General features: G+C 53.2%; 26 protein-coding genes and 1 tRNA gene. 11 read left to right on the top strand and 16 right to left on the bottom strand.

What is annotated here, in order from left to right:
- Window positions 1-354: 354 nt before the first annotated feature.
- The 9 genes from KHQ28_RS15420 to KHQ28_RS15380 form a co-directional block, all read right to left on the bottom strand.
- Window positions 355-615: a hypothetical protein gene (locus tag KHQ28_RS15420; RefSeq protein ID WP_023302107.1), complete on the bottom strand. Its 261-nt coding sequence runs from the start codon at window positions 613-615 to the stop codon at window positions 355-357.
- A 62-nt stretch (window positions 616-677) separates the two neighbouring features.
- The gene (locus KHQ28_RS15415) at window positions 678-1043 is read right to left on the bottom strand and encodes a hypothetical protein (protein WP_023302108.1); all 366 of its coding nucleotides are present in this window, start codon (window positions 1041-1043) and stop codon (window positions 678-680) included.
- 55 nt (window positions 1044-1098) lie between these two features.
- A complete protein-coding gene (locus KHQ28_RS15410; RefSeq protein ID WP_023302109.1) occupies window positions 1099-1335 on the bottom strand; it encodes a hypothetical protein in 237 nt (78 codons plus the stop codon).
- A gap of 52 nt (window positions 1336-1387) precedes the next feature.
- Complete coding sequence (locus tag KHQ28_RS15405) at window positions 1388-1684, bottom strand: hypothetical protein (protein ID WP_023302110.1); 297 nt, start codon at window positions 1682-1684, stop codon at window positions 1388-1390.
- Window positions 1685-1769: 85 nt separating this feature from the next.
- Entirely contained in the window at window positions 1770-2087 is a 318-nt protein-coding gene (locus KHQ28_RS15400; protein ID WP_023302111.1) for a hypothetical protein, read from the bottom strand.
- A gap of 19 nt (window positions 2088-2106) precedes the next feature.
- Entirely contained in the window at window positions 2107-2319 is a 213-nt protein-coding gene (locus tag KHQ28_RS15395) for an AlpA family transcriptional regulator (protein ID WP_023302112.1), read from the bottom strand.
- Window positions 2320-2488: 169 nt separating this feature from the next.
- Window positions 2489-3334: a DUF6387 family protein gene (locus KHQ28_RS15390; protein ID WP_032419130.1), complete on the bottom strand. Its 846-nt coding sequence runs from the start codon at window positions 3332-3334 to the stop codon at window positions 2489-2491.
- A 340-nt stretch (window positions 3335-3674) separates the two neighbouring features.
- Window positions 3675-3762 (bottom strand) — tRNA-Ser (locus tag KHQ28_RS15385).
- 119 nt (window positions 3763-3881) lie between these two features.
- The gene (locus KHQ28_RS15380; protein WP_023286208.1) at window positions 3882-5534 is read right to left on the bottom strand and encodes an ABC transporter substrate-binding protein; all 1653 of its coding nucleotides are present in this window, start codon (window positions 5532-5534) and stop codon (window positions 3882-3884) included.
- A 269-nt stretch (window positions 5535-5803) separates the two neighbouring features.
- On the opposite strand from KHQ28_RS15380, the gene yccA reads away from it, so the two are divergent.
- Both yccA and tusE read left to right on the top strand, forming a co-directional pair.
- Window positions 5804-6463, top strand: a complete 660-nt coding sequence (yccA, locus tag KHQ28_RS15375) for an FtsH protease modulator YccA (protein ID WP_002898458.1) — start codon at window positions 5804-5806, stop codon at window positions 6461-6463.
- Between the two features lie 88 nt (window positions 6464-6551).
- Window positions 6552-6881 carry a sulfurtransferase TusE gene (gene tusE, locus KHQ28_RS15370; protein ID WP_002898457.1) on the top strand — a complete coding sequence of 110 codons (330 nt, stop codon included), beginning with the start codon at window positions 6552-6554 and terminating at the stop codon, window positions 6879-6881.
- On the opposite strand, the gene yccX is transcribed toward tusE, so the two are convergent.
- The 3 genes from yccX to KHQ28_RS15355 are packed head-to-tail and all read right to left on the bottom strand — an operon-like array spanning window position 6878 to window position 8568.
- Complete coding sequence (yccX, locus tag KHQ28_RS15365; RefSeq protein WP_032419131.1) at window positions 6878-7159, bottom strand: acylphosphatase; 282 nt, start codon at window positions 7157-7159, stop codon at window positions 6878-6880. The genes tusE and yccX overlap by 4 nt on opposite strands.
- A gap of 48 nt (window positions 7160-7207) precedes the next feature.
- On the bottom strand, window positions 7208-7996 hold the full coding sequence (locus tag KHQ28_RS15360) for an AraC family transcriptional regulator (RefSeq protein ID WP_032419132.1): 789 nt from the start codon (window positions 7994-7996) through the stop codon (window positions 7208-7210).
- A gap of 17 nt (window positions 7997-8013) precedes the next feature.
- The gene (locus KHQ28_RS15355; protein ID WP_032419133.1) at window positions 8014-8568 is read right to left on the bottom strand and encodes a YbhB/YbcL family Raf kinase inhibitor-like protein; all 555 of its coding nucleotides are present in this window, start codon (window positions 8566-8568) and stop codon (window positions 8014-8016) included.
- 190 nt (window positions 8569-8758) lie between these two features.
- Here KHQ28_RS15355 and rlmI point away from each other — a divergent pair, with 190 nt between their 5' ends.
- A complete protein-coding gene (gene rlmI, locus KHQ28_RS15350; protein WP_032419134.1) occupies window positions 8759-9961 on the top strand; it encodes a 23S rRNA (cytosine(1962)-C(5))-methyltransferase RlmI in 1203 nt (400 codons plus the stop codon).
- A gap of 59 nt (window positions 9962-10020) precedes the next feature.
- Window positions 10021-10338, top strand: coding sequence for a heat shock protein HspQ (gene hspQ / locus KHQ28_RS15345; RefSeq protein ID WP_002898441.1), 318 nt, complete (start codon window positions 10021-10023; stop codon window positions 10336-10338).
- Window positions 10339-10368: 30 nt separating this feature from the next.
- On the opposite strand, the gene KHQ28_RS15340 is transcribed toward hspQ, so the two are convergent.
- Window positions 10369-10782: a CoA-binding protein gene (locus tag KHQ28_RS15340; protein ID WP_004144085.1), complete on the bottom strand. Its 414-nt coding sequence runs from the start codon at window positions 10780-10782 to the stop codon at window positions 10369-10371.
- Between the two features lie 154 nt (window positions 10783-10936).
- Between KHQ28_RS15340 and mgsA the strand changes: the two genes are divergently transcribed.
- Window positions 10937-11395 (top strand): methylglyoxal synthase, encoded by a 459-nt coding sequence (gene mgsA / locus KHQ28_RS15335; RefSeq protein ID WP_002898432.1) that lies wholly within the window; start codon window positions 10937-10939, stop codon window positions 11393-11395.
- Window positions 11396-11406: 11 nt separating this feature from the next.
- On the opposite strand, the gene helD is transcribed toward mgsA, so the two are convergent.
- Window positions 11407-13461, bottom strand: a complete 2055-nt coding sequence (helD, locus tag KHQ28_RS15330; protein ID WP_009308304.1) for a DNA helicase IV — start codon at window positions 13459-13461, stop codon at window positions 11407-11409.
- 124 nt (window positions 13462-13585) lie between these two features.
- Between helD and KHQ28_RS15325 the strand changes: the two genes are divergently transcribed.
- Both KHQ28_RS15325 and yccS read left to right on the top strand, forming a co-directional pair.
- Window positions 13586-14032: a YccF domain-containing protein gene (locus KHQ28_RS15325; RefSeq protein WP_002898425.1), complete on the top strand. Its 447-nt coding sequence runs from the start codon at window positions 13586-13588 to the stop codon at window positions 14030-14032.
- 17 nt (window positions 14033-14049) lie between these two features.
- Window positions 14050-16185, top strand: coding sequence for a YccS family putative transporter (gene yccS, locus KHQ28_RS15320; protein ID WP_002898422.1), 2136 nt, complete (start codon window positions 14050-14052; stop codon window positions 16183-16185).
- Between the two features lie 13 nt (window positions 16186-16198).
- On the opposite strand, the gene KHQ28_RS15315 is transcribed toward yccS, so the two are convergent.
- Complete coding sequence (locus tag KHQ28_RS15315; protein WP_004179217.1) at window positions 16199-16795, bottom strand: TfoX/Sxy family DNA transformation protein; 597 nt, start codon at window positions 16793-16795, stop codon at window positions 16199-16201.
- A 348-nt stretch (window positions 16796-17143) separates the two neighbouring features.
- Between KHQ28_RS15315 and sulA the strand changes: the two genes are divergently transcribed.
- Window positions 17144-17653, top strand: coding sequence for an SOS-induced cell division inhibitor SulA (gene sulA, locus KHQ28_RS15310; protein WP_002898418.1), 510 nt, complete (start codon window positions 17144-17146; stop codon window positions 17651-17653).
- A gap of 352 nt (window positions 17654-18005) precedes the next feature.
- Window positions 18006-19076: a porin OmpA gene (gene ompA / locus KHQ28_RS15305; RefSeq protein WP_002898408.1), complete on the top strand. Its 1071-nt coding sequence runs from the start codon at window positions 18006-18008 to the stop codon at window positions 19074-19076.
- 132 nt (window positions 19077-19208) lie between these two features.
- Here the strand turns inward: ompA and matP are convergent, their stop codons facing one another.
- Window positions 19209-19661, bottom strand: coding sequence for a macrodomain Ter protein MatP (gene matP / locus KHQ28_RS15300; protein ID WP_002898404.1), 453 nt, complete (start codon window positions 19659-19661; stop codon window positions 19209-19211).
- A 185-nt stretch (window positions 19662-19846) separates the two neighbouring features.
- On the opposite strand from matP, the gene KHQ28_RS15295 reads away from it, so the two are divergent.
- On the top strand, window positions 19847-21604 hold the full coding sequence (locus KHQ28_RS15295; protein ID WP_004147851.1) for a Lon protease family protein: 1758 nt from the start codon (window positions 19847-19849) through the stop codon (window positions 21602-21604).
- 69 nt (window positions 21605-21673) lie between these two features.
- Window positions 21674-22192 (top strand): bifunctional 3-hydroxydecanoyl-ACP dehydratase/trans-2-decenoyl-ACP isomerase, encoded by a 519-nt coding sequence (gene fabA, locus KHQ28_RS15290; protein ID WP_002898398.1) that lies wholly within the window; start codon window positions 21674-21676, stop codon window positions 22190-22192.
- Window positions 22193-22221 lie beyond the last annotated feature (29 nt).

Genomic DNA, 22221 nt, shown 5'->3' with positions numbered 1-22221 from the left:
GAGTATTTTTGAATGAAAATTTTCAAATTGTGTTTGTGCCGTAGCCATAATTAAAATGTCCTTTTTTGTAAGTAAGTATAAATAATATATTGCTTGATAATTTTTCACCACAAAATAAAAGCCATAACATTCAATCACTTGGCTAAACATGCTTCTTTTTCATGGTAGAGAACTTAACGTTCAAAAAATAATTTCACAATGTAACTATTTACTTGCTATTGCAATTAGCCTCCTAAAGTGGAAAAGGAGGGAGATCCCCTCAGTGTCAGGATAGCCGTCACCCCTTCCGAAAATGAAACCAGAGGGCGGCGGAGTGACAAATGAAACGTAATAGCGACTATATTCTTGAAGTCCCTAATATGGTTCACTTTTTTTTAAACTGAGGTCTTCTGGGTAAATATGATTATTCTCCATTTTTTCAAGCAACATTTGCAATCTTTTCATCTTGAGTTTATGCGCCTTCTTCTCACCCATCTCCCGATAGTATTCTTCCCGGCGCTCAGCAACAACCTTACGGAACTTCTTCAAAAGTTGTTCCAGTGTTTTAATGTCGGTAGTAGCCGCTTCAGCTTGGATTTTTTTATACATATACATAATATGGAATTCATCAATCATATTGGTTATCTCCATTTCATTATAGGATTATTTCCCTCTGTACGAGGGAATATTGCCATGTTTCAATACTGATTCACAGTCATTTTTAACTTCCAGAAAATACGTTCATCCACATCATCCGGTTTGATGTTTTTCAGTACAAGCTCAATGATATGCTCTTTATGCCAGTATAAAATCGTTTCCTTTAACTCATCCATATTGATATCAGATACATCTTTACCTCTTCCACTTTTAACATAGTCTTCAACTTCACAGGCAATCAAAACATCATAAAGTATCTCTGATAACATTTCCCCTGTTAAAATATTCATGGCTGTTTCAGGCTGTTTTTCAGAGATACTATAGATCGTTTCGCAATATCCCTGTAATACATTTGTGATAATATTTATTTTCATTTTATTACTTTCATTTAAAATAATCTCTTTCATACTTGATTCCTTTTATTAAGTTAAATATTAGATACATATCGAGTAGGTATTAATACTATTTATTAGATACTATCTTGATGATTACCGAACCATATTCCAGATCCATCTCATCATACAGTGTCTCATTTACATAACGATTTAAATCATCTAACAAGGTCTTATCATTCATTATTTCTTCGACTGAACTACCTCTTAATGCGATAAATATATCCAAGCTCTCTTGGATAAGGTTCATCACTTTAGGTGTTTTTTCACATAACATACTTACGATTACTGACATATCATTCTTCATCTTTTTTTCCTTATTTTTTTATAGTTAGCCCCTTGCGGGGCAAGATTAGTTCTTACTTTCTAAAGTTTTCTGAATACCCTACCAGCAGCGCTGTTACTTGTTCAAAGTTGACCTGATTAATATCACCGCTGTTTCCTTCTTGCGTGGTAAATCTCTCAAAGTTATTCTGAATATGGTCAATCACATAAATAATAAATGGACTCATAAAATCCGGATCATCCAGATAGTCATTGGCATCTCCATCGCCATTGACTTCCATAAACATATTCCAGCTTGCGGAAAACGATCTACAAGCAAGATCATAAAAAAGTTCGGTTGATCTATTTTCAATAGTATTTTCTTTAGTCATGTTTATATCCTCATAATTAAATGCTTATTTTATTCATTTCGTTTGGTATTAGCCCCTTGCGGGGCCGAATAGATGACGCCAGCGATTATGTATGTAAAATATAGTGACTCATCATATGATGTATCTGCCTCAGGTTGACAAGCACTTCATCAAAATATACGTTTTTAAGCGATGCTTTATATTTATGTTTTTTCAAGAACTCATTAAAATCTTTCTTACCATTCTCTATTATTGATTTTAAAACACCTTCCATATAACTATCGTCTTCAAGGTTATGATAGAACCTTTCCCCCATATACTCATACATACATCGCAAATAGTAGTCATAGTCTTCGCCACTTTTCAGAACAAAGTATTTTGTATCATCATTACTAACATTTATTTCTATTCTTTTCACTTTCATTTTCACTTCCTCTTTTATGTTATTTATTATTTCTGCGTGAATCGGAAATGGTATTTTCAATCCATGCATCAATCTCACTTTCCACAAAGGCTACAGATCTTGCCCCTATGATTACCTTATCCGGGAATCGTCCTTCCTTGATAAGCTCATACATTGTGGTTCGACTAAATCCGACTCTTCTCAGAACTTCTGGAACACGGATTAATCTTTTACCTGCGATTTCATTTCTCATTTGTTTTTTCCTCTGTTGTTTCAACGAGGACAATAATAGCGAATTCGCTTATGGCGTTTTAGGGATGTTGGCAGAAGAGTTTTTCGAAAAAACTGGGGAAATGTGAACAGAAAAAAAATGGTTGAGGATGGATGTGATCACGTTCGCTCAGGGCGAACGTAACCCTTTTTTACTTGTCTTCTTTCGTCTTCTTCTCGTCTTTGACGTGATCTACAATCTTTGTGTCCTTTAAGACATTGTTTTCCATCATGTAATCTTCAAACGATTTCAGATAGTTCTCGTCTGTCAGCAACGCCATAGCCAGCGGATAGTCAGTCACCTTAAGCATTCCCTCATCCCTATCCTTCTCGCTGTTCTCATGCAGCAGCGATGACATCAGTGAAAGTGAGATTTTGGTATCATTATTATCTGCTCCCCAAAAAATGAGATCCATCATCGGGATGAGTCGATAATCAATGATTTTTCTCAGCGTGCTTTTGCCAAAACGATACTCGCGAACAGCCGGATCGTTCATTTTTAGCTGTTTCTTCCATTGGGGAATGAGCACCTTCAGGTGTTCGATGATGTCTTCGGTTGAAGCTTCTTGCAGGAAGATATCGACGGTAATTGAGGACAGACTTTTGATACCGGATTCCTTCAGATACTCCGACACGTATTCAGACTGACTTATCTGGGATGTCTCAGGATGGGTTCCAATCAGTGTCAAACTTTTCGCATATAATTGTGCGTTGCTCCGGGTTACGGGGACCACTGCATAGGTTCTGGCAAGCCCATCTCCCTGCGTGGATGTGTCGCCGCTAAACAAAATTTCGCCTCGGAGGATCTTATAGCGGTAATCATCCAATAAGGCTCTGCTCAGAGGCGGTAACGTATCCCGTTTCAGCAACATCTTGTAGGCCAATATACGCCGCTCAACCTCAACATAGAATTGCTGTAGGGTGAGTTCCTTTATCGCTTCATACCGTTCAACATCAAACCATTCTTCCAGTACTTTCCTGAGTTCGCTTCGTTTCATAACTCTGCTATCCGTTTTACCATTTTTAGTTGTTTTAACTGACAGAACAATAGGTTGTCCAGTATTCGCGTAGTGCAGTTGAGTAGGTCATGCAGGTAGCCGTCCAGATTGGTGATAAATCATCCAATGATTAAAAAAATGGATCGCAGGCTTCCTGCTATCGGATTACTGTTTTTAAGGGATTTTGTTGGGCTGGAAGGGCTTAAGACTGGATTAATTTTTGATGAAAAACACGGATTTTAGATACAAAAAAAGCCCGTTTTACACGGGCTTCTAATGCATTACTTTATGCATGACAGAATCAAAAAAAATCTGTAAGTTATTGATTTTGCCATAAAAATGGCGGAAGCGCAGAGATTCGAACTCTGGAACCCTTTCGGGTCGCCGGTTTTCAAGACCGGTGCCTTCAACCGCTCGGCCACACTTCCGGTGTGAGGCGCACTATAAACACCTCGGCGGATGCTGTAAAGCATCATTTTGATCAACTGCCTTAAAAACAAACAATTTTGTGTTATTCGTCTGAATTTCAGGCAGTTTGCACAGAAAATCAACGCCCATCGCCGCTGGCGGATGGGTGTTTTTTAATGTACATGTCTTTGGTGTAGTAATACCCCAGCTTATCCGGCGTGAAGCCCCCTACCCAAGGTTTCACCAGATGGGTACGTACATAGTGATAGACCGGAATGGCGGGAACATCCTGCGCCAGCAGATCTTCCGCCTGCTGATAGTATTTGCCCCGGGTCGCCACGTCGGAGGCTTGCGCCGCGTTGCGCAGCGCCGCGTCGTAAGCCGGGTTGCTGTACTGACTGGTGTTCTCGCTATCCCCGGTACGGAAAGTATTGAGGAAGGTGGCGGCATCGTCGTAGTCGGCAATCCACGCGTAGCGGACGGCGTCGAAGTTATGCGTATGCATGGTATCCAGCATCGTCTTCCACTCCTGGTTCTGTAGCTTCGCCTCGACGCCGAGGTTTTTCTTCCACATAGAGCTGGCGGCAATGGCGATACGCTGGTGCGACTCAGAGGTGTTATAGAGCAGGGTAAAGACCAGCGGATGGCTTTCATCATACCCCGCCTGCGCCAGCAGTTTTTTCGCCTCGGCAATCCGTTTCTCACGCGGCCAGCTGGCGTAGTCCGGGTTATGCAGCGTCACGCCGCCGATATCCGGCTGACCGATCAGCCAGGCCGGGCGCTGGCCCTGGCCAAGCACTTTTCCGGCAATGATATCTTTATCAAGCGCCATATTCAGCGCGCGACGCACACGGGCGTCGTTAAACGGCGGCCGGGTAGTATTGAATTCGTAGTAATAGGTCGCCAGCTGCGGCGAAACGTCCAGCTGGTCGCCCATGGTTTTCTGCAACTGCGCAAACTGATTGATCGGCACCGTATAGACAATATCAATCTCCCCTGCTTTGTAGCGGTTGACATCAGCGGCCTCCGAAGAGATTGGCAGGTAAGTCACTTTATTAATAACGGTATGCGCATTATCCCAGTACTTTGCATTACGTTCAGCCACCAGCCGCTCATTCACCACCCATTGGGACAGCTTATACGGGCCGCTGGTGACGATATGCTCTGGTCGGGTCCATTTATCGGCATACCGCTCCACCAGCACTTTGTCGATCGGTACCAGCGAAGGGTGCGCCAGCATCGCCAGGAAGGCGGCATTCGGCTGGGTCAGAGTGACCTGCAGCGTGGTGTCGTTCAGCGCTTTCACCCCCAACGTCTCGGGTCCCTTTTGCCCGAGGGCAATCTCGCGGGCGTTGGCGATATGCATATTGCCAGGGTAGCTCGCGTAGGGGGAGGCTGTTGCCGGCGAGACCAGCCGTTGCCAGCTCCAGACGATATCCTGCGCTGTAATGGCCGTGCCGTCAGACCAGGTCAGACCGGGGCGTAAATGAAAGGTCCATAACAGGTTGTCTTTGTTTTCCCAGCGTTCCGCCAGTCGCGGCTGGATCGCCCCCGCTGGCGACACGTTAACCAGCCCTTCAAAGAGATCGCTAATGATATTGAATTCAACATCGCTCTCGACTTTATGCGGATCGAGTGACGCCGGTTCACTGCCGTTATTTCTGACCAGCTCCTGCTTTTCCGCCAGCTGGGTGCCCGGCGGCACCTGCGCCGCCAGCGCCCCGCCGCTCATAGCCAGCATACTGACAGCCAGGAGTGTTCGGGTGATGTGATTTTTTTTGTGTAATGTCATTTCCCTTTGCCTTTGACGTACGGGGTAATCCCCCTCTTCCACACTTAGTCGCAGAACTGCAATAAGGCAATATATTTCAGTGACCTATAAGATTTCGATCGGCTCAGCGACGCGAAAAGCGAAAATATATCGCTTTTCCCTATCTATATAGAATTTTATGCCAGGCAAAAGCGGTAAAAACTAAGTAAAGATGGGTAAAAGCATTAGGGCTTCACGCTTGTTTTTCTTATTCTTTATCCCTAATTACATCTGTCATAAGAGAGTGACTCATGGATCGCATAATTACATCATCGCGTGACCGTTCCTCGCTGCTCAGCACGCACAAGGTTCTGCGTAACACCTACTTCCTGCTCAGCCTGACGCTGGCGTTTTCCGCTATCACCGCCACCGCCAGCACAGTGCTGATGCTCCCTTCGCCGGGTCTCATTTTGACCCTCGTGGGGATGTACGGTCTGATGTTCCTGACCTACAAAACGGCGAATAAACCCACCGGGATTATTTCCGCCTTCGCCTTCACCGGGTTCCTCGGCTATATCCTTGGGCCGATGCTGAACGCGTATCTTTCTGCCGGCATGGGCGATTTAATCGGCCTGGCGCTGGGCGGCACGGCGCTGGTCTTCTTCTGCTGCTCGGCCTATGTGCTGACGACGCGTAAAGACATGTCATTCCTTGGCGGGATGCTGATGGCCGGCGTGGTGGTCGTCCTGATTGGTATGGTCGCTAACCTGTTCCTGCAGCTGCCGGCGCTGCACCTGGCGATTAGCGCGGTGTTCATCCTGATCTCTTCGGGCGCCATCCTGTTCGAGACCAGCAACATTATCCGCGGCGGTGAAACCAACTATATCCGCGCGACGGTCAGTCTGTATGTCTCGCTGTACAACATCTTTGTCAGCCTGCTGAGCATCCTGGGCTTCGCCAGCCGGGACTAACCGCTCCCCTGCTTAACAGAGGCCTCGCTTATGCGGGGCCTTTTTTTTTGCTACACTGCGGCCAGTTTCAGGCGGTATGTGAAAAATCATGTTTATTTTTGAAGGCAACGAAATTGAAACGGATAGCGAAGGCTATCTGAAAGATACCACCCAGTGGAGCGAGGCGATGGCGGAAGTCATTGCCGCGCAGGAAGGGATAACGCTCGCCGTTGAACACTGGGAAGTAGTGCGCTTTGTGCGCGAGTTTTACCTTGAATTTAACACCTCTCCGGCGATCCGTATGCTGGTCAAGGCGATGGCCAACAAGTTTGGCGAAGAGAAAGGCAACAGCCGCTATCTCTATCGCCTGTTCCCGAAAGGACCCGCCAAACAGGCGACTAAAATCGCCGGCTTGCCGAAGCCGGTGAAGTGCATCTAATAGAGGATCGCGAATTTGTCCCAGCTGCGGGTGGGTTGATGGGGTTCGGTTAACACTCGGTCAACCCGCGCGCTGCGCGGCCCCCCGGCTTTCAGCCAGGCGATGAGTTTTTCCACCTGCTCCGCCTCGCCGCAGGCAAGCACTTCCACCCCGCCGTCATCCAGATTACGGGCATAACCGGTCACCCCCAGCTGCAGCGCTTCCCGCTGCGTGGAATAGCGAAATCCCACGCCCTGAACCGAACCGTAAATCCATGCCATTGTGCAGATACTGGCCATAATCATCTCCTTTTCGCTCACGCTATACGCTGAGGATAGCAAATTCGCTCAGCGTACATGCTTCGGCAGTAAACCATAATGCTGACGGAAGCGCGCGGTAAAGCGCGATCCCGACTGATATCCGCTGTTCTGCGCAATTTCGCCTATTGGCCGCGAGGTGGTCTGCAGCTGCCCCAGGGCGTGGGCCATCCGCACCTCCTCGACGATCTTGCGAAAACTCTGCGATTCCTGCTGCAGCCGACGGCGCAGCGTGGACTCGCCGAGAAAGAGCATTTTCGCCACCCGCGACACGCTCCATGCCTGCGCCGGCGACAGCATAATCAGCTGCCGCACCTGCGCCGACAGATCCTGCTGCCGCTCGACGAGCAGCGGGCCCGCATAGCCAGCCTCATACAGGGCCAGCAGCAGCCCCATGGTCTGGTGCTGCTGCAGCGCGACGGACAATCCCTCCCGCACCGCCTGCAGAACGCTTTGCCACATAAACGCCAGCTCTGTCGTCACCGGTGCGCAGAGCGAGGTCAGGCGCCCTGGCGGTGGTTCGCTGAGATAACGGGTCTTAAACCTCGTCAGCAGCTCGGGCGTCAGCGATAGCAGATCGGAGCAAAAGAGGCCATTCTCCGGCTGGTTAATCACCTCCAGTTCCACGTCAGCTGGCAAAACAATCAGCTGTTGCGGAGTCGCCAGCACCCGGCTCTCCCCTTGCACAATCACTTTGCTGCCGCGTTTCACCCGACAGAGCGCCGGGGAGAACAGCCGCACGCGATGCAGTCTGCATAGCCGTCGGGTGGTGATCTCCGCCGCGGTTAAGGCGCTATGCTGAAAGTGGATACTCTCCATCAGACCGACCTTTTATTTTAACGCCCGGCCATCGCCGTCAACTGTGCGCTGGCGAGAGCATGGCTATGTAACAGATAGCCGACCAGCGCCCCGCTGGCCCCGGCATCCACCGGCAGCGTGGGGACATCCAGCGCCCATACCGTAAAGCGATAGCGGTGCGGTTTATCTCTCGCCGGCGGACAGGCGCCGCCGAAGCCGGCATAGCCAAAATCGTTGCGGCCCTGGACCGCTCCGCCCGGCAGTGTAGCGCTGTTTTTATCTCCCGCGCCAGCGGGCAGCGAAAAGACGCTGCTGGCGATATTGACCACCGTCCAGTGCCACCAGCCGCTGCCGGTAGGCGCATCGGGATCCCGGACGGTGACCGCGAAGCTGCGCGTGCCCGCCGGGGCGTTTTTCCATGCCAGCTGCGGAGAGACATTGCCTCCGGTACAGCCGAAACCGGCAAACCAGTGCTGCTGGGCCAGCGGCTGCCCGTCACGCATATCATTGCTGCTTACGCTAAACGGCGCGGCCATCGCGCCGCTGCTCACAGCCGCTACCATCGCCACAGCCATGCGGATACCTGTTTTCATCGTCTGCTCCTCGTTGGGGTGAGAAAACAGGGTATGAGAGTCCGCACCAACTGAATGTGCCGAAGCGCCTGCATTTTGTGCCGAAACGCTCACCTGTGCCTGCCGGGCGAAAGATGCTTGCGTGCGCCAGGTGTGCTAATCTACGCGCCATTTTTCGGTGCCGACATTCCCGTTGCTTAAAGGTAGCCCCATGACAGATTCCCTATTCCCCCGCTTAGTGTTAGCCAAAGGACGCGAGAAATCCCTGCTGCGTCGCCATCCGTGGATATTCTCCGGCGGCGTCGCCCGCATGGAAGGTAAAGCCCGCAGCGGTGAAACCATCGATATCGTTGACCATCAGGGAAAATGGCTGGCCCGCGGCGCTTACTCGCCGTCGTCGCAGATCCGCGCCCGCGTGTGGACCTTCGACCGCAATGAAGCCATCGATAGCGCCTTCTTTGAACGCCGTCTGAAGCAGGCGCAAACCTGGCGTGCCTGGCTGGCCGAGCGTGATGGCCTCGACAGCTACCGCCTGATCGCCGGCGAGTCCGATGGCCTGCCGGGCGTCACTATCGACCGCTTTGGCAACTTTTTCGTGCTGCAGCTGCTCAGCGCAGGCGCCGAATACCAGCGCGCCGCCATCATCAGCGCCCTGCAGAACCTGTTCCCGGACTGCGCCATTTACGATCGCAGCGATGTCGCCGTGCGTAAAAAAGAGGGACTGGAGCTGGCCCAGGGGCCGGTGGTGGGCGAATTGCCCCCGGCGCTGCTGCCGATCACCGAGCACGGCATGAAGCTGTTAGTCGATATCCAGGGCGGGCACAAGACCGGCTACTACCTCGACCAGCGCGACAGCCGCCTGGCCACCCGCCGCTATGTCGCGGATAAACGGGTGCTGAACTGCTTCTCCTACACCGGCGGCTTTGCGGTGTCGGCGCTGATGGGCGGCTGCCGCCAGGTCACCAGCGTGGATACCTCGCAGGAGGCGCTCGACGTTGCCCGCCAGAACGTGGAGATCAACGGACTGGATCTGTCCAAAGCGGAGTTTGTGCGCGACGACGTGTTCAAACTGCTGCGTAAATACCGCGATCAGGGAGAGAAATTCGACGTGATCGTGATGGATCCGCCGAAGTTCGTGGAAAATAAAAGCCAGCTGATGGGCGCCTGCCGCGGCTATAAAGATATCAATATGCTGGCGATCCAGCTGCTGAACCCCGGCGGCGTGCTGCTGACATTCTCCTGCTCCGGGCTGATGACCACCGATTTATTTCAGAAAATCATCGCCGATGCCGCAATTGATGCCGGGCGTGATGTACAATTTATAGAACAGTTCCGTCAGGCTGCCGACCACCCGGTGATCGCAACCTACCCGGAAGGGCTGTATCTGAAGGGGTTTGCCTGTCGCGTCATGTAACTTGAAAAACGAAACATGAGCCTCATATAGGGAGTATTCATGTTTCCCAGGAGGTGCCTATGATAGCCAGCAAATTCGGTATCGGCCAACAGGTCCGCCATACGCTCTTGGGCTACCTGGGCGTCATCGTCGATGTCGATCCCGAGTATTCGCTCGCGGAGCCGGAAGAGGATGAAATTGCCGCCAATGACGAACTGCGCGCGGCGCCCTGGTACCATGTGGTGATGGAAGATGATGATGGCCAGCCGATTCACACCTATCTGGCAGAAGCGCAGCTGAGCAGCGAAACCCGCGACGAACACCCGGAACAGCCGTCCCTTGACGAACTGGCCAAAACGATTCGTCAGCAGCTGCAGGCTCCGCGCCTTCGCAACTAAAATAAAACCCCGCTAACGCGGGGTTTTATTTTATTTCGCCAACCCTAGTCGCGGTAGTTCAATGGCCGGGCAGCGATCCATCACTACGCTCAATCCGGCTTCCCTGGCCAGCACCGCAGCCTGCTCATTGATCACCCCCAGCTGCAGCCATAGCGTTTTCGCGCCGATGGCTATCGCTTCCTGCGCTACGCCCCACGCCGCTTCTGAATTACGGAAGACATCAACCATGTCGACCTTTTCCGGAACGTCGGCGAGCGTCGCATACCCCTGTTGTCCCAGCAGCGTCTTGCCCGCCACCTTCGGCGAAACCGGGATAACGTGATACCCCTGATCCAGCAGATACTTCATGACCCGGTAGCTCGGACGATCAGGCTTGTCGCTGGCTCCGACCAGCGCAATCGTCCGTGTCGAGGTCAGGATGCCAGCAATATCATTCTCTTTCATGGTTTCCTCCTGCTATTTCACCTAAGTGTATGCTAATCCGCAGCAGGGGGCCATCCAGCCTAACCCACAGATTCAGCAAAATTTTCATCCCCGATGCTTGCAGCGACAGCCACATTCAGTAATCTGTTTGCAGGTCAAAATGTGGAATGAAAATATGGAACTGACAACACGTACCCTGCCTGCGCAAAAACATATCGCGCTGGTGGCTCACGATCACTGCAAAGATATGCTGATGAAATGGGTTGCTCGCCATCAGGCGCTGCTGGCGCAACATATTTTGTATGCTACCGGCACTACCGGTAATCTCGTCTCCCGGGCTACCGGCCTGGAGGTTAATGCCATGCTGAGCGGTCCGATGGGCGGCGACCAGCAGGTGGGTGCCCTGATTTCAGAAGGCAAAATCGACGTGCTGATCTTCTTCTGGGATCCGCTGAACGCCGTTCCCCACGACCCGGATGTCAAAGCGTTGCTGCGCCTGGCCACCGTCTGGAACATTCCGGTCGCCACTAACGTCTCCACCGCTGACTTTATTATCCAGTCGCCGCACTTCGGTCAACCGCTCGATATTCTGATCCCGGATTATCCACGCTATCTTGCCGAGCGCCTGAAATAATCGAGCCGCGATTACGGCTTCCTGGCCACGGGCACATCCAGCGCCTGCAGGATCTCGACAAACGGCGAAGGTTGCGCCTTGTTAAATAACAGCCATACCCGGTGACGAGCGCGGGTGAGCGCCACGTACAACAGTCTACGCTCCTCCGCATCCGGAAAATCTTCCGGCTGCGGCAGGAGCGCCTGCTCCATAATCGACTCGCGCGCCGGGGCCGGAAACGCATCCTCCCCCTCCTGCAGTCCCAACACAATGACAAAGTCAGCCTGCTGACCTTTGCTGGCATGAATCGTCATAAAATCAAGCTGCAGGTGCGGCCAGCGCGTCGCCGCTTTGTTGAGCGCCTCAGGCTTCAGATGGTGATAACGGGCAAGCAGCAGGATGCGCTGCTCGGGCTTAACGTAACCACTCAGCTTATCCAGAAGATCGTCCAGCTTGTCGTCGGCTAACAGCGTGACGGCCTTTTTATCACCTGCCATAAGGCTGTTCAGCGGTTTGCTTAACTGATGCGGATTTTGCTGGATAAAGCCATTGGCTATTTCGCCGATACGCCCGTTAAAGCGATAGGTGGTATCCAGCGCACAGCAATCCCCTTCGCCAAAGTAGTGGTTGAATGCGGTGGTCAGAGAAAGCTGCGCCCCGCTGAACCGATAGATCGCCTGCCAGTCATCCCCGACGGCAAAGAGCGTGGTTTGGCTATTCTGCCGGCGTAACGCGGCCAACAGCGAGGCTCGCTGCGGCGAAATATCTTGAAATTCATCCACCAGAATGTGTTTCCATGGGCTGACGAAGCGGCCTTTATCGAGAATATTGACCGCCTGATGGATCAGGCCGGAAAAATCGACCGCATTCTCGGCCTTGAGCGCCGCTTTCCAGTCTTTCATCAGAGGCGACATCAGCTTCACCCGTTTACTGAACAGGTCGCGTACCGCTTCCGGCGCCCCGGCAATCATCTCCGCCTGGGAGCCGCCGTGCATGCGCATCAGGCTCACCCAGCGGTCAAGCCGGCTGGCCATCCGCCGCTGCACCTTTTTGTCCTGCCAGAAGTCCCCCTCCGGCAGTTGCCAGCCCATCTCTTCTTCCAGCCACAGGCGCCAACCTTTCGCCTGCGCTTTTTTCTCCTGGCACTGCTTTTGCCAGCTTTTCAGCAGCAATGCGTGGCGGGCCGCAGTATCGCTTTCCAGCTTACTGATAGTGGGCACTTTTTTGCTGCCCTGCTGAATAATATGCAACGCCAGCGAATGGAAAGTACGCGCGGTAATATCATCTGATGCCAGACGCTCGCGGATCCGCTCATCCATTTCCTGCGCCGCCTGGCGGCCGAATGCCAGCAGCAAAATTTGATCTGCCGCGGCTTCTCCCCGCGCCAGCAGCCAGCCCGCTCGCGCCACCAGCACCGAGGTTTTACCGCTGCCCGCTCCCGCCAGCACCAGCAGGGAGCGCTCGCCGTTCACTACCGCACGCGCTTGTGACGCATTGAGCGGGGACGACTCAACGCTATCAAAAAATTCGCGATATTGCTCCAGCATCGCCTCGGTAAAGGCCTGGTTATGGGCCAGACGCGTCGCTTCAATATCGCCTAACCAGCGCTGACACTCCCGCCACAGCTCCCGGCAGTTATCAAAGGCATCAAGCCGACTGGTGGGCATCGGCAAACCAGTCAACGCATGGCGTATATTATCCTGAACATCCGCCACCTGCTGACGGGTTAGCCACTTGCCTTCTGCGCGAGTGTGCTCGATCGTCGCCAGCTGCTGCTTCAGCACGCCGGCGGCGATATCGCTCATCTCCGTGCTCCACTGCTGCCAGAGCGTATGTAAATGATGATAAAAGCGCTGCGTTTCGCTCCACTCGGTACCGTGCAAACGCACGACTTTCCCGTCCGGTAGCACAAACTCCAGTTCGCCCCAGACCAGACCGCGCTTACAATGCACTGACAATAACTGATTGAAAGGGATAAGATACTCATGACGATCGCCGGAAACTTTTACCCCGGCGTTCAGTAGCTGCACCCGATCATAAGGGTGCTGAGCCATGCGTTTGCCCAATGTTGTCGCTTTAAGTTCCATATAATGTCGATTTTCAATCAGGGTGGATTGTTTTTCAGTTTAACCGCCCCGGACCAGGTGCTCCAGCGCAAAAAAACGTTACAATCATCAGGTCTTATTATCCACCGGGCAAAACCGAGGCTTTATGCGTACCATTCTGAATATTTTGAACTTTATCCTTGGCGGTTTCGCCACCACTCTAGGCTGGCTACTCGCCACCCTGGTCAGCATCATTCTGATTGTCACGCTGCCGCTGACTCGTTCCTGCTGGGAAATCACTCGCCTTTCGTTATTTCCCTACGGTAACGAGGCGATTCATGTTGACGAGCTCGAGCCGGGGCGCAAAAACGGTCTACTGAACGCCGGCGGTACCGTTCTGAACATTCTGTGGTTCATTTTTTTCGGCTGGTGGCTCTGCCTGATGCACATTTTCAGCGGTATAGCTCAGTGCCTGACTATCATAGGCATCCCGGTGGGGATCGCGAATTTCAAAATCGCCGCCATCGCCCTCTGGCCGGTGGGTCGCCGGGTCGTTTCTGTGGAAACCGCGCGTGCTGCGCGTGAAGCCAATGCGCGTCGTCGCTTTCAGTAACCGAACGGAACACGGACATGATTAGCCCCCTGCTACGCCGCTACACCTGGAACAGCGCCTGGCTTTATAACGTACGAATTTTTATCGCGCTCTGCGGCACAACGCTGTTTCCCTGGTGGATCGGCGAAGTCAAACTGACCATCCCCCTCACCCTCGGCGTCGTGGCTGCGGCTCTGACCGACCTTGACGACCGTCTGGCTGGCCGTCTGCGTAATCTTGCCATTACTCTGGTTTGCTTTTTTATCGCCTCCGCCTCCGTGGAGCTGCTGTTTCCGTGGCCGCCGCTGTTTGCCCTTGGTTTAACCGTGTCTACCATCGGCTTTATTTTGCTTGGCGGCCTCGGTCAGCGCTATGCGACCATTGCCTTCGGCGCCCTGCTTATCGCCATCTACACCATGCTCGGCGTCACGCTGTACGATCATTGGTATCTGCAGCCGTTGTTCCTGCTGGCGGGGGCCGTGTGGTACAACCTGCTGACGCTGTCCGGGCACCTGATCTTTCCGATTCGTCCATTGCAGGACAACCTGGCGCGTAGCTATGAGCAACTGGCCCGCTATCTTGAGCTCAAATCCCGGCTGTTTGATCCTGACCTTGAGGATGAGAGCCAGGCGCCGCTGTACGATCTGGCGCTCGCTAATGGCCAGCTGGTAGCTACGCTTAACCAAACCAAGGTCTCGCTGCTAACCCGACTGCGAGGCGATCGGGGCCAGCGCGGCACCCGCCGCACCCTGCAGTACTACTTTGTGGCCCAGGATATTCATGAACGCGCCAGCTCATCGCATATTCAGTATCAAACCCTACGCGATCAATTTCGCTATAGCGATGTGATGTTCCGTTTCCAGCGAATGCTTTCGATGCAGGCGCAGGCCTGCCAGAAACTGTCGCGGGCGATTCTGTTACGCGAACCCTATCAGCATGATGCCCATTTTGAACGGGCGTTCATGCATCTCGATGCGGCACTTGAGCGCGTGCGCGCCGGCGGCGCATCCGACGAGCAGCTCAACGCCCTAGGGTATTTACTGAATAACCTGCGCGCTATCGATGCTCAGCTGGCCACCATTGAATCGGTGCAAACCACCGCGCCTGCCGGGAGTAATACCGAGACGCTGCTGGCCGACGACAGACTTGGCGGTCTGAGCGATATCTGGCTGCGCCTGCAGCGCAATATGTCGCCAGAGTCGGCCCTTTTCCGCCACGCAGTACGTATGTCGTTGGTGCTCTGTGCCGGCTATGCCTTTATCCAGTTTACCGGGCTCCAGCATGGCTACTGGATCCTGCTAACCAGCCTGTTCGTCTGTCAGCCGAACTATAACGCCACCCGCCATCGCCTGGCGCTAAGGATTATCGGCACGCTGGTTGGGGTGGCGATCGGCCTGCCGGTCCTGCTGCTGGTTCCCTCTGTTGAAGGGCAACTGCTGTTGATCGTCCTGACCGGCGTGCTGTTTTTTGCCTTCCGTAACGTGCAGTACGCCCATGCCACGATGTTTATTACGCTGCTGGTGCTGCTGTGCTTTAACCTGCTTGGCGAGGGCTTTGAAGTCGCGCTGCCGCGTATCATTGATACGCTGATCGGCTGCGCCATCGCCTGGGCAGCGGTCAGCTTCATCTGGCCGGACTGGAAATTCCGCAACCTGCCGCGGGTGCTGGACCGGGCAATGAACGCGAACTGCCGCTATCTGGACGCGATTCTGGAGCAGTATCATCAGGGCCGCGACAACCGGCTGGCCTACCGTGTCGCGCGTCGTGACGCCTACAACCGTGATGCTGAGCTGGCCTCCGTCGTCTCGAACTTATCGACTGAACCACGCGCGGATGCCACCCAGCGAGAAACCGCCTTTCGTCTGCTATGCCTTAACCACACGTTCACCAGCTACATCTCCGCTCTTGGCGCGCATCGGGAAAAACTGTCCACGCCGGAAATCCTCGCCCTGCTGGATGATGCAGTCTGTTATGTGGATGACGCCTTGCACCATACCCCCGCGGATGAACAGCGGGTGCAACAGGCTTTGAACAGCCTGCAAAGCCGGATCCATCATCTGGAACCGCGCGCGGACAGTAAGGAACCCTTGGTCTTACAGCAGATTGGCCTGCTGCTGGCGCTGCTGCCTGAAATCTGCCGCCTGCAGCAACGGGTCCACGCCCAAACCGAATAACAAGGCTTTTCCGCTACCGGGTAGCCGCCCATTCGAGAAGCTCCTGACGCCGTGGCGTCGGGAGCGCGGCGGCATGTACCCCGGCAATCGCCCCCTCCAGCGCCAGCAATACGCTCAGCGATAAAGAAGCATTATTTACGCGTAGCCTCAACCATGCCTCCTGCGCACCAACTTCCCGCAACGTCCTAACGTCCGGTATGCCCGCGTGAATCAGCTGCAATTCCATATGAAAGCTGATATTGGGTAAATCCTTCAGGCGGCCCGACGCCCGTCGGCAGTTCTTTTCGCGCTGCGCACTCTGCCACGACAGTAGCGATAGCCGAAAAAGCTGCTGCTCATCGCGCCATAAAGTGTCGTCAATTTGATAATACTTCAGCGGCACTATGCGGCCGTGTCGGCGCAGCGTTAACAGAGGATTACGATGTTCCACCCGATAAGCAGCGCTCTGCTCGCAGGCCTTCAGATAAATGTTCCCCTCGGCCACCATCGCAAACACCGTATCATCAATAGCCAGGCTGTAGCCGCCAAAGAGCGGACGAGTATGCAGTTGACCCAGCGGTGAGACGCAGGCCTGAAATTGCGGGAGCCGCGGACAAACTAGTTTTCTCATGATCATTCCTTTGTTAATCATGTAATTAAACTTAAGTTGTTAACGGATCCGCTAAGAGAAAACATAAGGGACTTCCCGGGCAGCAGCAAGATGATTTTCGCCGACTTTTTCACCAGAATGCGGTTTTGCGAGACGCTTTCAGAAAATCGCAAGCGTTGCAGCAATCGACAGGGAGAAATGAAACCATTAGCGCGCGTTAAGGATTGGATAATGCAGGGGCTTCTTTTGACAGATAAGGAACCACGAGAAGCGATTAAATTCCCGGCAGCAAAATGGCAAATTGCGGTTGATCTTTTCCCCTGGCGAAGATACTGTATATGCATACAGTAACTAAAGGCGGGATAGACTATGTTTACTTCAGCTCACGCAAACCGTTCAGCACAGGCTTCTGCTCCGGCAGGCCACTACGCTCATCGTTCTGGCGAACAGAACACCAATGGGCTGATCAGTGAAATTGTCTATCGTGAAGATCAACCCATGATGACGCAGTTATTGCTGCTACCTTTATTACAGCAGCTGGGTCAACAGTCGCGCTGGCAGCTGTGGCTCACGCCGCAACAAAAGCTCAGCCGCGAATGGGTTCAGTCCGCCGGTCTGCCGCTGTCCAAGGTCATGCAAATTAGCCAGCTCTCTCCCAGCCATACCATAGACTCAATGATCCGTGCCCTGCGCACGGGTAATTATAGTGTGGTTATCTGCTGGCTGGCGGAGGAGTTAACCGCTGACGAACACGAACGTCTCGTTAACGCTGCCCAGGTAGGGTCCGCGATGGGATTCATCATGCGCCCGGTGCGAAATCAGGGCACGCTCGGCAGACAACTCAGCGGGCTAAAAATTCACTCAAATTTGTATCATTGAGTGAAATTAGGATTATTCCTGGAATTTTTTTTACCGCTGGGAAAGGTACAGCGTTTTTTATGGTCTTTTTCGCGGAATGCCTGCCACACGGGGATTTCTGTCTTTTTTTCGTGTACGAAAATCAACCATATTTGTTAAATATTGTGTACACAACCCTTTTTTTTCATATGCCTGACAGAGTTCACACTTGTAAGTTTCGAACTAAGTTGTAGACTTTACATCGCCAGGGGTGATCGGCTTACGCTGCATGTATCAGCATAGTTAACAACAAGTCACGCCCCCGGTGAAGGATTTAACCGTGAGGTCTTTTGTAACTTCATGGCGAATTTTGGATGATAATGAGGCGCAAAAAATGAAAAAGACAGCTATCGCGATTGCAGTGGCACTGGCTGGCTTCGCTACCGTAGCGCAGGCCGCTCCGAAAGATAACACCTGGTATGCAGGTGGTAAACTGGGTTGGTCCCAGTATCACGACACCGGTTTCTACGGTAACGGTTTCCAGAACAACAACGGTCCGACCCGTAACGATCAGCTTGGTGCTGGTGCGTTCGGTGGTTACCAGGTTAACCCGTACCTCGGTTTCGAAATGGGTTATGACTGGCTGGGCCGTATGGCATATAAAGGCAGCGTTGACAACGGTGCTTTCAAAGCTCAGGGCGTTCAGCTGACCGCTAAACTGGGTTACCCGATCACTGACGATCTGGACATCTACACCCGTCTGGGCGGCATGGTTTGGCGCGCTGACTCCAAAGGCAACTACGCTTCTACCGGCGTTTCCCGTAGCGAACACGACACTGGCGTTTCCCCAGTATTTGCTGGCGGCGTAGAGTGGGCTGTTACTCGTGACATCGCTACCCGTCTGGAATACCAGTGGGTTAACAACATCGGCGACGCGGGCACTGTGGGTACCCGTCCTGATAACGGCATGCTGAGCCTGGGCGTTTCCTACCGCTTCGGTCAGGAAGATGCTGCACCGGTTGTTGCTCCGGCTCCGGCTCCGGCTCCGGAAGTGGCTACCAAGCACTTCACCCTGAAGTCTGACGTTCTGTTCAACTTCAACAAAGCTACCCTGAAACCGGAAGGTCAGCAGGCTCTGGATCAGCTGTACACTCAGCTGAGCAACATGGATCCGAAAGACGGTTCCGCTGTTGTTCTGGGCTACACCGACCGCATCGGTTCCGAAGCTTACAACCAGCAGCTGTCTGAGAAACGTGCTCAGTCCGTTGTTGACTACCTGGTTGCTAAAGGCATCCCGGCTGGCAAAATCTCCGCTCGCGGCATGGGTGAATCCAACCCGGTTACTGGCAACACCTGCGACAACGTGAAAGCTCGCGCTGCCCTGATCGATTGCCTGGCTCCGGATCGTCGTGTAGAGATCGAAGTTAAAGGCTACAAAGAAGTTGTAACTCAGCCGGCGGCTTAAGTTATAACCGATAAAAAAAACCCGCTTCGGCGGGTTTTTTTTATGCCCTCTCGCCCACTTTAGCGGCTGAGAGCTGTGAAGCAGCCCCCGGCCAGGGCAACCACCAGCAGGCGGGTCGACGATCCTACCTGGCTATTCTTTCCCTAACAGTACCTGCAGATCGTGCTTCAGGCTCGACATTTTGCTGGCATATTTCTCTTTGTGCTCGGCATCTTCAATCAGCTGGACGATGGTTTCAGACAAGGTTTTGCCCCGCCGCTGCGCCAGGCCAGCAAGTCGCTGCCAAACGACAAACTCAAGGTCGATAGACTTCTTACGCGTATGCTGATGCTCAGCGTTAAAATGGCGTTTCCGTCGCGCGCGGATAGTCTGCTTCATGCGGTTCATCAGCGCCGGATTCATATGCTGCTCAATCCAGGCATGCACCAGCACAGGTTCATTCTCGAGCGTCAGCAAGTCATCTACCGCAGCTTGCGCAGCGCTGGCCTCAATGTAGCGGGTAATCAGCTCACCTTCCCGGTGCTTCTTTACCAGATATTTCCATTTCCAGCCGCTTTCAAGATTTTCCAGTTGTTGATATTTCATTGCGATCTCAATGTGACCGTGTAACTCATTTCAGGATATCAGTTTTTTTCTGATGTGCTGAATATAAATCATTATTCGTGAAGTCTGCGACCGGGTAATCATCAGGGTAACCATAATCCTCCGTGTGCTCGGTCGCGGCATCAGGTATAATTGCGCGCTTTACATCTAACTAAAAAACAGCGACTTTGACCATTACGAAACTGACCCGAACCGACCTTGCGCCTGATCTGGAAGCTTACCAGGCGCTGTTTGCTCAAGCTGAACTTTCCCATCCGGCCCCCTCCCTCTCGGGCGATCTGCAGCCGCGTTTGTTCTATGGGCTTGAGCAGCTGCTGTACACGCCGGCAGTCTCCTCCTTCATGCTGGTGAAAGCCCCTGAAGAGCCGGAATATCTGCAATGGCTGGCGGCTGAAACCCGGACTCTGCACGAGCCTGCCGCACCGCTTTACGGCGTCCGCTATGAGGTAACCGACGCTCAGGTGACGCTCGCACCGGCGCAGGGCGCTGAGGATAATTTCGCCAGTACTGCCCCGGTCGTGATGGCCGATTGGGTAGAAGCGGAACAGCTGTTTGGCTGCGTACGCCAGTTTAACGGTGCAATCACCCTCCAGCCTGGGCTGGTCCATCAGGCCAACGGCGGCGTGCTTGTGCTTTCGCTACGTACACTGCTGGCGCAACCGCTGCTGTGGGTGCGTCTGAAAAATATGGTGACTCGTCAGCGCTTTGACTGGCTTTCTATGGATGAATCGCGTCCGCTGCCGGTCAGCATTCCCTCCATGCCGCTGAGTCTGAAAATCATCCTGGTGGGCGAACGCGAATCGCTGGCCGATTTCCAGGAAATGGAGCCGGAGCTGGCTGCGCAGGCGATCTATAGCGAGTATGAAGACACTCTGCAGTTTGCTGACGCCGACACGCTAAAGGCCTGGTGCCAGTGGGTATGGCAGAATGCGCAGCAGCTGGAGCTCCCGGGCCCGGCAGCCGATGCCTGGCCTCTGCTGATCGATGAGGGAACGCGCTATACCGGCGACCAGGAGACCCTGCCGCTCAGTCCGCTATGGATAACCCGCCAGCTGCGGGAGGCTGCCGCCTTCTGCGAAGGAGAGGAGATTACCGGCGAAGCGATGCAGACCATGCTGGCGCGCCGGGTATGGCGTGAAGGCTACCTGGCGGAGCGTATGCAGGATGAAATCCTGCAGGAACAGATCCTGATTGAAACCGAAGGCGAATGCGTCGGGCAGATCAACGCCCTGTCGGTGATCGAATTCCCCGGTCATCCACGCGCGTTCGGTGAACCTTCACGCATCAGCTGCGTCGTGCACATTGGCGATGGCGAATTTATCGACGTCGAACGTAAAGCCGAGCTGGGCGGTAACATTCATGCGAAAGGCATGATGATCATGCAGGCTTTTCTGATGTCCGAGCTCGAGCTGGAGCAGCAGCTTCCCTTCACTGCTTCGCTGACCTTTGAGCAGTCCTACAGTGAAGTGGATGGCGACAGTGCCTCCATGGCGGAACTCTGCGCCTTAATCAGCGCCCTGGCCAATGTACCGATAAATCAGAGCATCGCGATCACCGGCTCCGTCGACCAGTTTGGTCGCGTGCAGCCGGTCGGCGGCCTGAACGAGAAAATTGAAGGCTTCTTCACTATCTGTCAGCAGCGCGGTTTAACCGGCAAACAGGGAGTGATTATCCCTGCCGCCAACGTTCGTCATCTCAGCCTGAGCCACGAGCTACGTCAGGCCGTTGCCGACAACCAGTTTGCTATCTGGGCCATTGACGATATTACCGAAGCGCTGCCGATGTTGACCCAGCTGATGTGGGACGGTGAAGGACAGACGCTGCGACAAACCATTCAGGAGCGGATAGCGCAGGCGACCCAGCAAGAGACTCGCCATCGTTTTCCGTGGCCGCTACGCTGGTTAGGTGGGACAAGTTCTAACTGATCGGACTTGTTCAGCTTACACGTGTTAGCTATCCTGCGTCCCGAACTTAAAATAAGGCTTACTGAAAACATGGTAGATAAACGCGAATCCTATACAAAAGAAGATCTTCTTGCCTCTGGTCGTGGTGAACTGTTCGGCGCGAAAGGCCCGCAGTTACCGGCACCAAACATGCTGATGATGGACCGCGTCATCAAAATGACCGAAACCGGTGGTAACTACGATAAAGGTTATGTTGAGGCAGAACTCGACATCAATCCTGACCTGTGGTTCTTCGGTTGCCACTTTATCGGCGATCCGGTGATGCCGGGCTGCCTGGGCCTGGATGCTATGTGGCAGCTGGTCGGGTTCTATCTTGGCTGGCTGGGCGGCGAAGGCAAAGGCCGCGCGCTGGGCGTTGGCGAAGTGAAATTCACCGGTCAGGTTCTGCCGACCGCGAAAAAAGTCACCTACCGCATCCACTTCAAGCGCATTGTTAACCGTCGTCTGATTATGGGACTTGCGGATGGTGAAGTGCTGGTTGACGATCGTCTGATCTACACCGCGAACGATCTGAAAGTGGGTCTGTTCCAGGATACTTCCGCTTTCTGATAACATTCAGTAGCGATTAAAAGGCGAAG

Origin of the sequence: Klebsiella sp. 28 (assembly GCF_018223905.1) — a bacterium.
GTDB classification, from domain to species: Bacteria; Pseudomonadota; Gammaproteobacteria; order Enterobacterales; family Enterobacteriaceae; genus Klebsiella; species Klebsiella pneumoniae.
This window is presented reverse-complemented; position numbering and strand designations above follow the sequence as displayed.